Annotated in this window: 10 protein-coding genes, 1 tRNA gene and 1 pseudogene; 8 read left to right on the top strand and 4 right to left on the bottom strand. The window is 66.6% G+C overall.

From position 1 onward, the window contains the following. Positions 1–25: 25 nt before the first annotated feature. From SY91_RS16465 to SY91_RS16450, 4 genes and pseudogenes are all read right to left on the bottom strand, one after another. Positions 26–102: transfer RNA gene (locus SY91_RS16465), tRNA-Met, on the bottom strand. Positions 103–263: 161 nt separating this feature from the next. Next, a pseudogene (locus tag SY91_RS16460) lies at positions 264–1,921 on the bottom strand (MFS transporter). A 227-nt stretch (positions 1,922–2,148) separates the two neighbouring features. Further along, positions 2,149–3,702: a sensor histidine kinase gene (locus SY91_RS16455; RefSeq protein ID WP_023476251.1), complete on the bottom strand. Its 1,554-nt coding sequence runs from the start codon at positions 3,700–3,702 to the stop codon at positions 2,149–2,151. 17 nt (positions 3,703–3,719) lie between these two features. Continuing rightward, the gene (locus SY91_RS16450) at positions 3,720–4,448 is read right to left on the bottom strand and encodes a response regulator transcription factor (protein WP_006497347.1); all 729 of its coding nucleotides are present in this window, start codon (positions 4,446–4,448) and stop codon (positions 3,720–3,722) included. A 186-nt stretch (positions 4,449–4,634) separates the two neighbouring features. On the opposite strand from SY91_RS16450, the gene recA reads away from it, so the two are divergent. The 8 genes from recA (at position 4,635) to SY91_RS16410 (ending at position 13,028) form a co-directional block, all read left to right on the top strand. After that, the gene (gene recA, locus SY91_RS16445) at positions 4,635–5,705 is read left to right on the top strand and encodes a recombinase RecA (RefSeq protein ID WP_006477913.1); all 1,071 of its coding nucleotides are present in this window, start codon (positions 4,635–4,637) and stop codon (positions 5,703–5,705) included. Continuing rightward, positions 5,705–6,598, top strand: a complete 894-nt coding sequence (gene recX / locus SY91_RS16440; protein WP_043887566.1) for a recombination regulator RecX — start codon at positions 5,705–5,707, stop codon at positions 6,596–6,598. The genes recA and recX overlap by 1 nt, the downstream gene beginning before the upstream one ends. Positions 6,599–6,744: 146 nt before the next feature. Further along, on the top strand, positions 6,745–7,353 hold the full coding sequence (locus SY91_RS16435; protein WP_012329167.1) for a DUF2889 domain-containing protein: 609 nt from the start codon (positions 6,745–6,747) through the stop codon (positions 7,351–7,353). 68 nt (positions 7,354–7,421) lie between these two features. After that, the gene (gene sucC, locus SY91_RS16430; RefSeq protein ID WP_023476248.1) at positions 7,422–8,588 is read left to right on the top strand and encodes an ADP-forming succinate--CoA ligase subunit beta; all 1,167 of its coding nucleotides are present in this window, start codon (positions 7,422–7,424) and stop codon (positions 8,586–8,588) included. A gap of 69 nt (positions 8,589–8,657) precedes the next feature. After that, positions 8,658–9,539, top strand: a complete 882-nt coding sequence (gene sucD, locus SY91_RS16425; RefSeq protein ID WP_006477916.1) for a succinate--CoA ligase subunit alpha — start codon at positions 8,658–8,660, stop codon at positions 9,537–9,539. Between the two features lie 157 nt (positions 9,540–9,696). Then, positions 9,697–10,401 (top strand): TerC family protein, encoded by a 705-nt coding sequence (locus SY91_RS16420; RefSeq protein WP_011546122.1) that lies wholly within the window; start codon positions 9,697–9,699, stop codon positions 10,399–10,401. 96 nt (positions 10,402–10,497) lie between these two features. Further along, positions 10,498–11,094, top strand: coding sequence for a pilin (locus SY91_RS16415; protein WP_011546121.1), 597 nt, complete (start codon positions 10,498–10,500; stop codon positions 11,092–11,094). A 155-nt stretch (positions 11,095–11,249) separates the two neighbouring features. After that, on the top strand, positions 11,250–13,028 hold the full coding sequence (locus tag SY91_RS16410) for a PglL family O-oligosaccharyltransferase (RefSeq protein WP_043887564.1): 1,779 nt from the start codon (positions 11,250–11,252) through the stop codon (positions 13,026–13,028). Positions 13,029–13,472: the final 444 nt, after the last annotated feature.

Below are 13,472 nucleotides of genomic sequence, written 5' to 3'. Positions count from 1 at the left end.
GAAAGAAACAGCGGCTTTTCGCATTTGGTGGCGAATCAGGGATTCGAACCCCGGACCTGCGGATTATGATTCCGTCGCTCTAACCGACTGAGCTAATTCGCCGTGAAGACTTGAATTATGTCGATCGGCCGGTCAGCTGTCAATACCTTTTTCCATCTTTCCCGAAAAAAGTTGCCGACGGTCCGTGCCGGCCTCCATCGCGGGCGGGAGCCGGGCGCCGGAAGGCGATCCTCCGTCGGCCCTCCCCCGCCGCGGACCCGACATCAATCCTGCGCGTAGATGTCCGAGTCCTTCGTCTCCTTGACGAACAGCAGGCCGATCACGAACGTGGCCAGCGCGATCACGATCGGATACCAGAGCCCCGAGTAGATGTTGCCCTTCGCCGCGACGATCGCGAACGCAGTTGCCGGCAGGAAGCCGCCGAACCAGCCGTTGCCGATGTGATAGGGCAGCGACATCGACGTGTAGCGGATTCGCGTCGGGAACATCTCGACCAGCATCGCGGCGATCGGGCCGTAGACCATCGTCACGAAGATCACGAGGATCGTCAGGATCACGATCGTCATCGGCCAGTTGAGTTGCGCCGGGTCGGCCTTCGCCGGGTAGCCGGCCCCCTTCAGCGTCGACGCGAGGGTCTTGTCGAACGCCGCGCCCTGCGCCTTCGCGTCGGCCGCCTTGCCGTCGTAGGTCTGGATCACCGTGTCGCCGACCTTGATTTCGGCCAGCGTGCCGGCCGGCGCCGCGACGTTCTCGTAGTTCAGGCCGGCCTTCGCGAGCGCGCTCTTCGCGATGTCGCACGAGGTGGTGAACTTCGACGTGCCCACCGGGTTGAACTGGAACGAGCAGGTAGCCGGATCGGCGACGACCGTGATCGGCGCCTTCTGCGTCGCGAGTTCGAGCTGCGGGTTCGCGTAGTGCGTGAGCGCCTTGAACAGCGGGAAGTAGGTCAGCGCGGCGATCAGGCAGCCGGCAAGGATGATCGGCTTGCGGCCGATCTTGTCCGACAGCGAGCCGAAGAACAGGAAGAACGGCGTGCCGATCAGGAGCGCGATCGCGATCAGGATGTTCGCGCTGGCGCCGTCGACCTTCAGCGTCTGCGTGAGGAAGAACAGCGCGTAGAACTGGCCCGTGTACCACACGACCGCCTGGCCGGCCGTCAGGCCGATCAGCGCGAGGATCACGATCTTCAGGTTCTTCCACTGGCCGAACGCTTCGGTCAGCGGCGCCTTCGACGTCTTGCCTTCCGCCTTGATGCGCAGGAACACCGGCGATTCGTTCAGTTGCAGCCGGATCCACACCGACACCCGAGCAGCAGGATCGATGCGACGAACGGCACGCGCCAGCCCCAGTTGCCGAACGCTTCCTCGCCGATGAACGTGCGCACGCCCAGGATCACGAGCAGCGACAGGAACAGGCCGAGCGTGGCCGTCGTCTGGATCCAGGCCGTGTAGAAGCCGCGCCGGTTGGCCGGCGCATGCTCGGCGACGTAGGTCGCCGCGCCGCCGTACTCGCCGCCGAGCGCGAGGCCCTGCAACAGCCGCATCGCGATGAAGATCACGGGGGCGGCGATGCCGATCGACGCGTAGCCCGGCAGGAAGCCGACCACGAACGTCGAGACGCCCATGATCACGATCGTCACGAGGAACGTGTGCTTGCGGCCGACGAGGTCGCCGAGCCGGCCGAACACGATCGCGCCGAACGGCCGCACCGCGAAGCCGGCGGCGAAGCCGAGCAGCGTGAAGATGAACGCGGCGGTCGGATTGACGCCGGAGAAGAAGCTCTTGCTGATGTAGGCCGCGAGCGAGCCGGCCAGGTAAAAGTCGTACCACTCGAACACGGTGCCGAGCGACGACGCGAAGATCACCTTCTTCTCTTCGCCCGTCATCGGCGAGTGCGAAATTTGCCCGCCTAACGTTGCCATGAATCGTCTCCAAGTCCCTTGATATAGATGTGCGGCCGCCTTGGGAGGGGCGGGCCTGTCGACGATTATTGGCACGGAAACTTACGGCGCACTGACTTGCGCGTACAAAACGACTGCGCGTTAACCCGTGTCGAATCGGTCGCTTCGCGTGTCGATTGTGGCGTGAACGTCCGGTAAAGCGCCGGTTTCTGCGTGTTGGCGCCGCACCGTGGCGGCGCGCGTCAGGGTTAATCCGGGGCGGTATCGGTCAGCGGCAGGCTGATGCGCACCAGCGTGCCGGCGAGGCGCGGCGCGTGCTGGTAGACGTGATCGTCGAGCGTCAGCGTGCCGCCGTGCTGCGTGGCGATCTCGCGCACGATCGCGAGCCCGAGGCCGCTGCCGTCGCCTTCGCGGCCGAGGATCCGGTAGAAACGTTCGACGACGCGCTCGCGCTCGCCGGCCGGGATGCCGGGGCCGGTATCCTCGACTTCGAGATGCACGCGCCGCGCCGCGCGCTCGGCCCGCACGCGCACCGTGATGCGGCCGCCTTCGGGCGTATAGCGGATCGCGTTGTCGACCAGGTTGCCGAGCATCTCGCGCAGCATCACCGGACTGCCGTCGACCTTGAGCGGCGCGTCGTCGTCCGGGCCTTCGTACCCGAGGTCCATGCGTTTCGCGAGCGCGGCCTGCACCCAGTCGCGCACGGTGCGCCGCGCGAGCGAACCGATCTCGACCGGCTCGAACGTCAGCCCGCTCGCGCGGTTCTCGGCGCGCGCGAGCGCCAGCAGTTGCGTGACGAGCCGCGCGGCCTGCTCGGAGCTCGTCGCGATCTGCTCGAGCGAGCGCTGCACGTCGGGCGGCACCGGATGGCGCAGCGCGAACTCGGCCTGCGTGCGCAGGCCCGCGAGCGGCGTCTTCATCTGGTGCGCGGCGTCGGCGATGAAGCGTTTCTGCAGCGCCATGTTCTGTTCGAGGCGCGCGAGCAGGTCGTTGAACGACGTGACGAGCGGCTCGATCTCGGGCGGCGCGCGCTGCGCCTCGACGGGCGACAGGTCGTCGGGCCGCCGCGCGCGAATGTGCGCCTGCAGCGCGTTGAGCGGCGCGAGCCCGCGCGACAGCCCGAACCAGACGAGCAGGATCGCGAGCGGCAGGATCACGAATTGCGGCAGGATCACGCCCTTGATGATGTCGTTGGCGAGCGCGTTGCGCTTGTCGAGCGTTTCGCCGACCTGCACGAGCACGGGCTGCGCGCCGCTCGCCTGCGGCAGCGCGACGGTCGTATACGCGACACGCACGTCGTTGCCGCGCAGCAGGTCGTCGCGGAACACGACGACGCCTGGCGGCGGGCGGTCCTCGTCGCGCGGCAGCGGCATGTCGGCTTCGCCGGCGACCAGCTCGCCGCGCGTGCCGAGCACCTGGAAGTAGACGCTGTCGATGTTGTCCGCGCGCAGGAAGTCGCGCGTCTGCTCCGGCAGCGTCAGCTCGGCGACGCCGTTGACCGGATGGATCTGCCGCGCGAGCACGTAGGCGTTGGTCTCGAGCGCGCGATCGAACGGGCTGTTCGCGATCGTCTTCGCGACGAGATAGGTGACGGCGATGCTCATCGGCCACAGCAGCAGCAGCGGCGCGAGCATCCAGTCGAGGATTTCGCCGAACAGCGAGCGCGGGCGCGGCGTTTCGGGCGATTCGGTTTCGTCGGGCGGCGCGAACGGGTTTTCGTAGCGCGCGTCGCGCGCCTCGTCGGCAGCCGACGACGGCGCGCCGGTCGGGTGGCGGGAAGGGGAATGGGCCGGCGTGGCCATCGCGGCGCCGCCCGGCGTCAGCGCAGCGGCGTGCCGGCCGCCGCGGGCTGGGGCGCCGCCGTGTCGGCCGGCGTCGCGGGCGCGACCTTCTCGAGGCAATAGCCGAGGCCGCGCACGGTCGAGATCCGCACGCCGCTCGGCTCGATCTTCTTGCGCAGCCGGTGCACGTAGACTTCGATCGCGTTGTTGCTGACTTCCTCGCCCCATTCGCACAGGTGATCGACGAGCTGTTCCTTCGACACGAGGCGGCCGATCCGCTGCAGCAGCACCTCGAGCAGGCCGAGTTCGCGCGCGGAGAGATCGAGCACGTGATCGTTCGCGTACGCGATGCGGCCGACCTGGTCGAACGCGAGCGAGCCGTGGCGCACGACGGTCGGGCCGCCGCCGGCGCCGCGCCGGGTCAGCGCGCGCACGCGCGCCTCGAGCTCGTTGAGCGCGAACGGCTTGGCCATGTAGTCGTCGGCGCCGAGGTCGAGCCCCTTCACGCGTTCGTCGACGCTGTCGGCGGCGGTCAGGATCAGCACGGGGAGATTGGAATTGCGCGCGCGCAGGCGCTTGAGCACGTCGAGCCCGGACATTTTCGGCAGCCCGAGATCGAGGATCAGCAGGTCGAAAGTCTGCATCGACAGCGCGGTGTCGGCGTCGACGCCGCTCTTCACGTGATCGACGGCATAGCCCGATTGGCGGAGTGACCGGGTGAGGCCGTCCGCGAGTATGCTGTCGTCTTCGGCGATGAGAATTCGCATGTTGCTGACCGGTGCCGGCAGGGCGTTCGCGCCGGCGCGGCTGTCTCCGAAGTTATTCGTGCACAACGCTTTGCATTGCGGGCTTGCACAAAACACTGTTTTTTTATACAGTGTCTGCATTCGTGGGCAGCGCTTGAAGCGGGCGCGCCTCCAACAGACGCTGCTCATCATAGCAAAGGACGATTCATGGAAGATAGCAAGAAGGGCTCCGGGATGACCGCCGAGAAGAGCAAGGCGCTGGCGGCCGCACTCGCGCAGATCGAGAAGCAGTTCGGCAAGGGCTCGATCATGCGCATGGGCGACGGCGAGGCGACCGAGAATATCCAGGTCGTCTCCACGGGGTCGCTGGGTCTCGACATCGCGCTGGGCGTTGGCGGCCTGCCGCGCGGCCGGGTGGTCGAGATCTACGGTCCGGAATCGTCCGGTAAGACCACCCTCACGCTGCAAGTCATCGCTGAACTGCAGAAGATCGGCGGCACGGCAGCCTTCATCGACGCCGAGCACGCGCTCGACGTCCAGTACGCGTCGAAGCTCGGCGTGAACGTGCCGGAACTGCTGATCTCGCAGCCGGACACCGGTGAGCAGGCGCTCGAAATCACCGATGCGCTGGTGCGCTCGGGCTCGATCGACATGATCGTCATCGACTCGGTCGCGGCGCTCGTGCCGAAGGCCGAAATCGAAGGCGAGATGGGCGATTCGCTGCCGGGTCTGCAGGCTCGCCTGATGTCGCAGGCGCTGCGCAAGCTGACCGGCACGATCAAGCGCACGAACTGCCTGGTGATCTTCATCAACCAGATCCGGATGAAGATCGGCGTGATGTTCGGCAACCCGGAAACCACCACGGGCGGCAACGCGCTGAAGTTCTATTCGTCGGTGCGTCTCGACATTCGCCGGATCGGCTCGATCAAGAAGAACGACGAGGTGATCGGCAACGAAACCCGCGTGAAGGTCGTCAAGAACAAGGTGTCGCCGCCGTTCCGCGAAGCGATCTTCGACATCCTGTACGGCGAAGGCATTTCGCGTCAGGGCGAGATCATCGATCTCGGCGTGCAGGCGAAGATCGTCGACAAGGCGGGCGCCTGGTACAGCTACAACGGCGAGAAGATCGGCCAGGGCAAGGACAATGCGCGTGAATTCCTGCGCGAGAATCCGGAAATCGCACGCGAGATCGAAAACCGCATCCGCGAATCGCTCGGTGTCGTCAGCATGCCCGATGGCGTAGCCAACGAAGCCGAGGCGTTGGACGAAGAAGAGTAATGGTTGGGCGCCGAGGTCAGGCTGGCGAGCCGGAGGAGAGCGACGTGCCCGAAACGGCGGGTCGCTCCGGCCGGCGAGCCGGTTCCTCGGGCGCCGACCGGCGGGACTCAGGCGGCAACGCCGCGAACCGCACCGCGACGAGGGCATCCGACGATGCCCTCGTTTCATTTGAGATTGCCGCACCGGACGATCCGTTCGACGACGATGAGTCGTTCGATGCGCATGATCGCTCCCGCCGTCGCGTGTCCGGTGTCCGCTTCCCGGGCGATCGTGCCCCGGGCGATCGCACAGCCGGTGCGCCCGCGACGGAAGATGTCTATACGCGCAGCAGCCAGCATCCGCGCCGCACACGCCGCGCAGCCGGTGCGTCTTTCGGCGCATCTTCCGGCGGCGCTGCTTCAAGCGACGCGCCGGGCGCCAGCGAGTGCAAGTCGTCGAAGCCGCCGCGGTCGTTGAAGGGCCGCGCGCTCGGCTATTTGTCGAGGCGTGAATACAGCCGCGCGGAGCTCGCGCGCAAGCTCGCACCCTACGTCGACGAAGGCGAGTCCATCGAACCGGTACTCGATGCGCTGGAACAGGAAGGCTGGCTGTCCGACGCGCGCTTCGCCGAGAGCCTCGTGCATCGTCGCGCGTCGCGTGTCGGCGTCGCGCGCATCGTCAGCGAGTTGAAGCGCCATGCGGTCGGCGACAGTCTCGTCGAAGAGGTGAATGCCCAATTGCGCGAGACCGAATTGACGCGCGCGCAGGCCGTCTGGCGCAAGAAATTCGGTGCACTGCCGCAAACGCCCGCCGAACGCGCGAAGCAGGCGCGCTTCCTGGCCGCGCGCGGCTTCTCGAGCGCGACCATCGTGAAGTTGCTGAAGGTCGGCGACGATTTCCCGATCGACGACTGAGCCGCCCCGTCGCGCGCGTGGCGCGCGATTTTGCTGCATTGCAACCGCTTCCGGACAGGCGGGAATACCCGCCGTCGCGGCAAACTGTCTCAAATACCCAATATGCTAAAATCCACGGGTTTTCCTCTTCGGCCTCAACCTCCAGCATGCCGCTATCCGAGCCCGTGCCCCGTCAGTTGCGACATCGACGCGCAATCCGAGCGGAAGCCTACGAGCGCGGCGACGGCTTGTGGGACATCGAAGCCTGCCTGACCGACCACAAGCCGCGCGATGTCGCGCTTGCGTCGGGCATCCGGCCCCAGGGCCTGCCGATCCACGAACTCTGGCTGCGCGTGACCATCGATCGTGACCTCAATGTCGTCGACGCCGAAGCGTCTTCGGAATGGGTGCCCTATCCTGGTCATTGTCAATCCGCCCCGCCCGCCTATCGGGCCCTCATCGGGCTCAATCTCTTCCGCAATTTCCGCCGCAACGCGAACCGGCTGCTCGCCGGCGTCGCAGGCTGTTCCCATCTCACCGAACTGTGCGCCGTGCTGCCGACGGCCGCGATCCAGGCGTTCGCCGGTGACGTGTGGAACGTGCGCGAGGAGGGCGGCGAAGGGCCGGATCACGACGGCGCGCACGCCGAACCGCCTTTCCAGCTCGGCCGCTGCCGTGCGTTGCGATTCGACGGTGAGGTCGTGCGGCAGTACTACCCGCGCTGGTACGGCCCGATTCGGCCGGATCTGCCCGGTGAAGGCAGCACGAAGGAATGAACGGAAATCATTCGAAGAAGCGTCTTAAGCGACTTTTCATCCAACTCTCAGACTGAAGGGAATCACGCATGAAGATTCACGAGTACCAGGGTAAGGAAATCCTGCGGAAATTCGGAGTCGCGGTACCGCGCGGCAAGCCGGCGTTCTCGGTTGACGAGGCCGTCAAGGTGGCGGAAGAGCTCGGCGGCCCGGTATGGGTCGTGAAGGCTCAGATTCACGCGGGTGGCCGTGGCAAGGGCGGCGGCGTGAAGGTGGCGAAGACGATCGAGCAGGTCCGCGAATACGCAAACCAGATCCTCGGCATGCAGCTCGTCACGCACCAGACCGGTCCGGAAGGCCAGAAGGTCAACCGTCTGATGATCGAAGAAGGCGCCGACATCAAGCAGGAACTGTATGTCAGCCTCGTCGTCGACCGCATCTCGCAGAAGATCGTGCTGATGGGTTCGAGCGAAGGGGGCATGGACATCGAAGAAGTCGCCGAGAAGCACCCGGAACTGATCCACAAGGTCATCGTCGAGCCGTCGACGGGCCTGCTGGACGCGCAGGCCGACGACCTCGCCGCGAAGATCGGCGTGCCGGCCGCATCGATTCCGCAAGCGCGCGCGATCCTGCAAGGCCTGTACAAGGCATTCTGGGAAACCGACGCATCGCTGGCCGAAATCAACCCGCTGAACGTCTCCGGCGACGGCAAGGTCACCGCACTCGACGCGAAGTTCAACTTCGACTCGAACGCGCTGTTCCGTCACCCGGAAATCGTCGCGTACCGCGATCTGGACGAAGAAGATCCGGCTGAAATCGAAGCGTCGAAGTTCGACCTCGCGTACATCTCGCTCGACGGCAACATCGGCTGCCTCGTGAACGGCGCGGGCCTCGCGATGGCGACGATGGACACCATCAAGCTGTTCGGCGGCGAACCGGCGAACTTCCTGGACGTCGGCGGCGGTGCGACGACCGAGAAGGTCACGGAAGCGTTCAAGCTGATGCTGAAGAACCCGGACCTGAAGGCGATCCTCGTGAACATCTTCGGCGGCATCATGCGTTGCGACGTGATCGCGGAAGGCGTGATCGCCGGTTCGAAGGCCGTGAACCTGAACGTGCCGCTCGTCGTGCGCATGAAGGGCACGAACGAGGACCTCGGCAAGAAGATGCTGGCCGATTCGGGCCTGCCGATCATCTCGGCCGACAGCATGGAAGAGGCTGCGCAGAAGGTCGTCGCGGCTGCCGCAGGCAAGTAAGCACGCGCTAATGAACACGTAGGGCGGCGCGGTTTGCACGCGACGCCCATCGAACAGAGGTCAAAATACATGTCGATTCTGATCAACAAGGACACGAAGGTCATCACGCAGGGCATTACCGGCAAAACCGGTCAGTTCCATACGCGCGCCTGCCGTGAATACGCAAACGGCCGCGAAGCATTCGTCGCGGGCGTGAACCCGAAGAAGGCCGGCGAAGACTTCGAAGGCATTCCGATCTACGCGAGCGTCAAGGAAGCGAAGGCGGAAACCGGCGCGACCGTGTCGGTCATCTACGTTCCGCCGGCAGGCGCAGCCGCTGCGATCTGGGAAGCGGTCGAAGCCGATCTGGATCTCGCGATCTGCATCACGGAAGGCATCCCCGTCCGTGACATGATCGAAGTGAAGGACCGCATGCGTCGCGAAGGCCGCAAGACGCTGCTGCTCGGGCCGAACTGCCCGGGCACGATCACGCCGGACGAACTGAAGATCGGCATCATGCCGGGTCACATCCACCGCAAGGGCCGCATCGGCGTCGTGTCGCGTTCGGGCACGCTGACGTATGAAGCCGTTGCCCAGCTGACGGCACTCGGCCTCGGCCAGTCGTCGGCAGTCGGTATCGGCGGCGACCCGATCAACGGTCTGAAGCACATCGACGTGATGAAGATGTTCAACGACGATCCGGACACGGATGCGGTCGTGATGATCGGCGAAATCGGCGGTCCGGACGAAGCCAACGCCGCCGAGTGGATCAAGGACAACATGAAGAAGCCGGTCGTCGGCTTCATCGCGGGCGTCACGGCGCCTCCGGGCAAGCGCATGGGCCACGCCGGCGCGCTGATCTCGGGCGGTGCGGATACGGCCGAAGCGAAGCTGGAAATCATGGAAGCGTGCGGCATCACCGTCACGCGCAACCCGTCGGAAATGGGCCGTCTGCTGAAGAAGGCGCTGTAATCATTTCCATTGGGCTCGTCCTGCAAAAAACGCCGGCTTTGCCGGCGTTTTTTGTTATGCTCCCGCAATGAATTCGTAAGCACCGGGCATGCGTTCTGCATGTGCCTACGATGAACCGGGCCGCCCGCGAGGCGGCCGTTGTCCTTTCCTCTCCGCTATGCTCGAATTCCTGACCTCGCTGCACTGGGGCGCCATTCTCCAGATCGTCATCATCGATATCCTGCTCGGCGGCGACAACGCGGTCGTGATCGCGCTTGCGTGCCGCAACCTGCCGGCGAACCAGCGGCTGCGCGGCGTCGTCTGGGGCACCGCGGGGGCGATCCTGCTGCGTGTCGCGCTGATCACGTTCGCGGTCGCGCTGCTCGACGTGCCGTTCCTGAAGCTCGGCGGCGGCCTGCTGCTGCTGTGGATCGGCATCAAGCTGATGGCGCCGGCCGCCGACGCGCACGACAACATCAAGCCGGCCGACCGGCTGTGGGACGCCGTGAAGACGATCGTGATCGCCGACGCGGTCATGAGCCTCGACAACGTGATCGCGATCGCCGGCGCGGCCGAGCAGGCCGATCCGTCGCACCGGATCGCGCTCGTGATCTTCGGGCTCATCGTCAGCGTGCCGATCATCGTGTGGGGCAGCACGCTGGTGCTGAAGCTGCTCGACCGTTTCCCGGTCGTCGTGGCATTCGGCGCCGGGCTGCTCGGCTGGATCGCGGGCGGCTTGATCGTGAACGACCCGGTCGGCGACCGCTGGCCGGTGCTCGATGCGCCGGAAGTGGTCTACGGCGCGAGCATCGTCGGCGCCCTGTTCGTCGTCGCGATCGGTTATGCGCTCAGGAAACGCCGCAGCGTGCCGCACGCGCACTGACTGGCCATCCGGCTGACTGCCGGCTTCGCGGCCCGCTGGCTACGATCGAGACGCCTGCCTGTATCGGCAGGCGTTTTTCGTTTCCGGAGCCTGTTCATGTTCGAAGCCTTTTCCGTTTCCCTGTTCCGTCGCGTTGCCGCCGATCTGCGGCACGCGAACCGGCCGTCGTCGCGCTGGCGGCTGGCCGGCTTCACGCTGATCGAACTGATGATCGTGCTGGCTATCGTCGGGGTCGTCGCGGCCTATGCGATTCCCGCGTACCAGGATTACCTCGCGCGGTCGCGCGTCGGCGAGGGGCTGGCGCTCGCGTCGTCGGCGCGGCTCGCGGTCGCCGACAACGCCGCGAGCGGCGCGAGCCTCGACGGCGGCTACAGCCCGCCGGCCGGTACCCGCAACGTCGAATCGGTCGCGATCGACGGCGCCACCGGCCAGATCACGGTTTCTTTCACCACCCGCGTCGCCGCGGCCGGCACCAATACGCTGGTGCTCGTGCCGTCCGCGCCCGATAAGGCCGAGGCGCCCACCGCGCGCGTGCCGCTCAAAAAGGGCGCGATACAGGCGGGCGCGATTGCATGGGAATGCTTCGCGGCCGGCAAGGACGCGTCGTCGCTGCCGGCGCCTGGAGCGGGGCCGTTGCCGGGTAACGCCGCGACGCTGCCCGCGAAATATGCGCCCGCGGAGTGCCGCGCATAAGGCTGGCCGAGAAGCAGGGCGGCGGCGCCTGCGGCCTGCCGGTCGCCGCTTCGGCCGGCGGGGCTGCAGCCCGGCGCCGGCTCGCGGAGCGACGGCCCCGCACAGAGCAGGGAAAGTTTTGTATAGTGCGCCGGTTGCTGACATCCGGTTCGCTCATGCCTTCTACTTTTTCCCGTTCGTTGTCGCTCGTTGCGCTGGCTGTCGCCCTGATCGTGCCGTACGCGATCACGAATCACACGTATCCGATCCCGACCTTCTATTCCGAGTTTTCCGCGCTGGTGCTGTATCTGCTGGTGGGCGTGTCCGTCGTGCTGCTCGCGCGCATCGGCCGCCCGGCCGAGCCGTTTGCCGCACCGGCCGCGTTCGTCGTCCCGCTCGGCTTTGCGGCGGTGCTGATCGCGCAGGTCGCGCTGATCCCGCTCAAGGTGCCGTCGATGAACTGGCTGGCGGTCGGTTATCTCGCGGCCGCGCTGGTCGCGATGCAGGCCGGCTACGTGCTCGCGCGCGACGGGATGGCGGAAACCGTGTCGCGGATGATGGCCGGCGCGCTGCTCGTGGGCGGCGTGTTCGCGGTCGGTACCCAGATCGTGCAGCTGTTCCACCTTGAAGCGGCCGTCTCGCCGTTCGTCGTCGTGTACAACATCGCGGTCGACCGCCGTCCGTACGGCAACATGGCGCAGGCGAACCACCTGGCCAGCTACATCGCCTTCGCGCTCGCGGGCGCGCTGTATCTGGTCCAGACACGCCGGCTCGCGGTGTGGGCCTGGCTCGCGTTGTCGCTCGTGCTGTCGGTCGGTCTCGCGCTGACGGTGTCGCGCGGGCCGTGGCTGCAGGTGGCGGTGATGGTCGTCGCGGGCTTCTGGATGGCGTGGGTCGAATCGCGCCGCACGCCGGGCAATGCGCGTGCGTGGTTGATACCGGTCGTGCTGGCGGTCGCGTTCATCGCGGTGAACGTCGCGGTGCGCTGGGCCAACGTGCACTATCACCTGAATCTCGCGGAGTCGGCCGCCGACCGGATGCGCGACGCCGGGCAGATCGCGCCGCGCCTCGCGCTGTGGAAGTACGGGCTCGCGATGTTCCGCGAGCATCCGCTGCTCGGCGTCGGCTGGGGCGAATTCCCGTCGCACCAGTTTGCGCTCGTGCGCACGCTCGGCGCCGTCGAGATCGCGAACAACTCGCACGACATCTTCATCGACCTGCTCGCGAAGTCCGGTCTCGTCGGGCTCGGCGTGCTCGCCGTCACGCTCGTCATGTGGTTCGTGCGCACGGTGCGGGCGCCGCAGTCGAGCATGCGCGTGTTCGGCTTCGCGCTGATCGGCATCCTGCTGATGCATGCGCTGGTCGAGTATCCGCAGCAATACATGTTCTTCCTGCTGCCGGCGATGTTCGTGATCGGGCTGCTCGAGGTGAAGCCGCTGCGCGTCCTGCCGGGGCGCGCGGCATTCGGGCTGTTCGCGGTGCTGTCGTTCGGCGGCGTGCTGGCGGCTGTGCCCGTGCTGCGCGACTACCAGCGCGCGGAAGTGCTGTATTACGGCAGCAGCCCGGCCGCGCAGTATCGCGATGCGCCGTCGCTGCTGTTCGGCGCGTGGGGCGATTACGGTGCGGCGACGCTGCTGACCATTTCGCCGGACAACCTGCCGCTCAAGCTCGCCGCGCACGAGCGCGCGATCGCGTTGCTGCCCGGCGAGACGGTGCTGCGCCGCTATGCGGTGCTGCAGGCGCTGGCCGGCCGCGAAGCCGACGCGCTCGATACCGTCGCGCGCCTGCATGTGTTTGCGAAGGAGTTGAAGGACTGGCCGCAACAGCTGGCCGCGTTGTACAAGCTGTGCGGCGATGAGCCGGCGCTGAAGACGTTCAGGGCGGCCGTCGTCGCGAAATACGGGGAAGCGCCGGCCGACGAGGGCGACGACTCGGACGACGACGATTCGGATTGACGCGTGTCGTGCGCGCCGGAACGGGGAATTCCGGCGTTTGTCTGGCCGTGATGAAAGCGGGCTGACGTCGTCGGCGCAACATGGCCCGGCGCATCACGCGCTGAGCCGATCGGCTATCGATTACGTCGCGGATCGCGCGGATTCGGATCGAAGGGGCGGCGATTCGCGTCAACCATTGTCAAATTGCCGCCTGCTGACCGGGCGGCGCGGGCACAATGCGCGAAAGGGCTCGCGTGCGCGTCGGCGTGGGGCGCAGGCGGTGCCAATACGGCACACTTCCCGGTTATCCGGAGATTGCGCCGAGCAGGATCGCGGCCGGGCATCGCTCGGCCGTGCGGCCGTAACGGGGCGCCGGTCCGATGGCCGCGGCGCAGTGCGACACACGCGATGCGGGCGGGGAAGGCCTTCGTTGCGCGGCGCGTGTGCCCAGAACAGTGCTGAAGA

The sequence above is a fragment of the Burkholderia cenocepacia genome, from assembly GCF_014211915.1.
Lineage (GTDB): Bacteria > Pseudomonadota > Gammaproteobacteria > Burkholderiales > Burkholderiaceae > Burkholderia > Burkholderia orbicola.
Note: the sequence above shows the minus strand (reverse complement) of the source record. Positions and strands in the feature narration are given on the sequence as shown.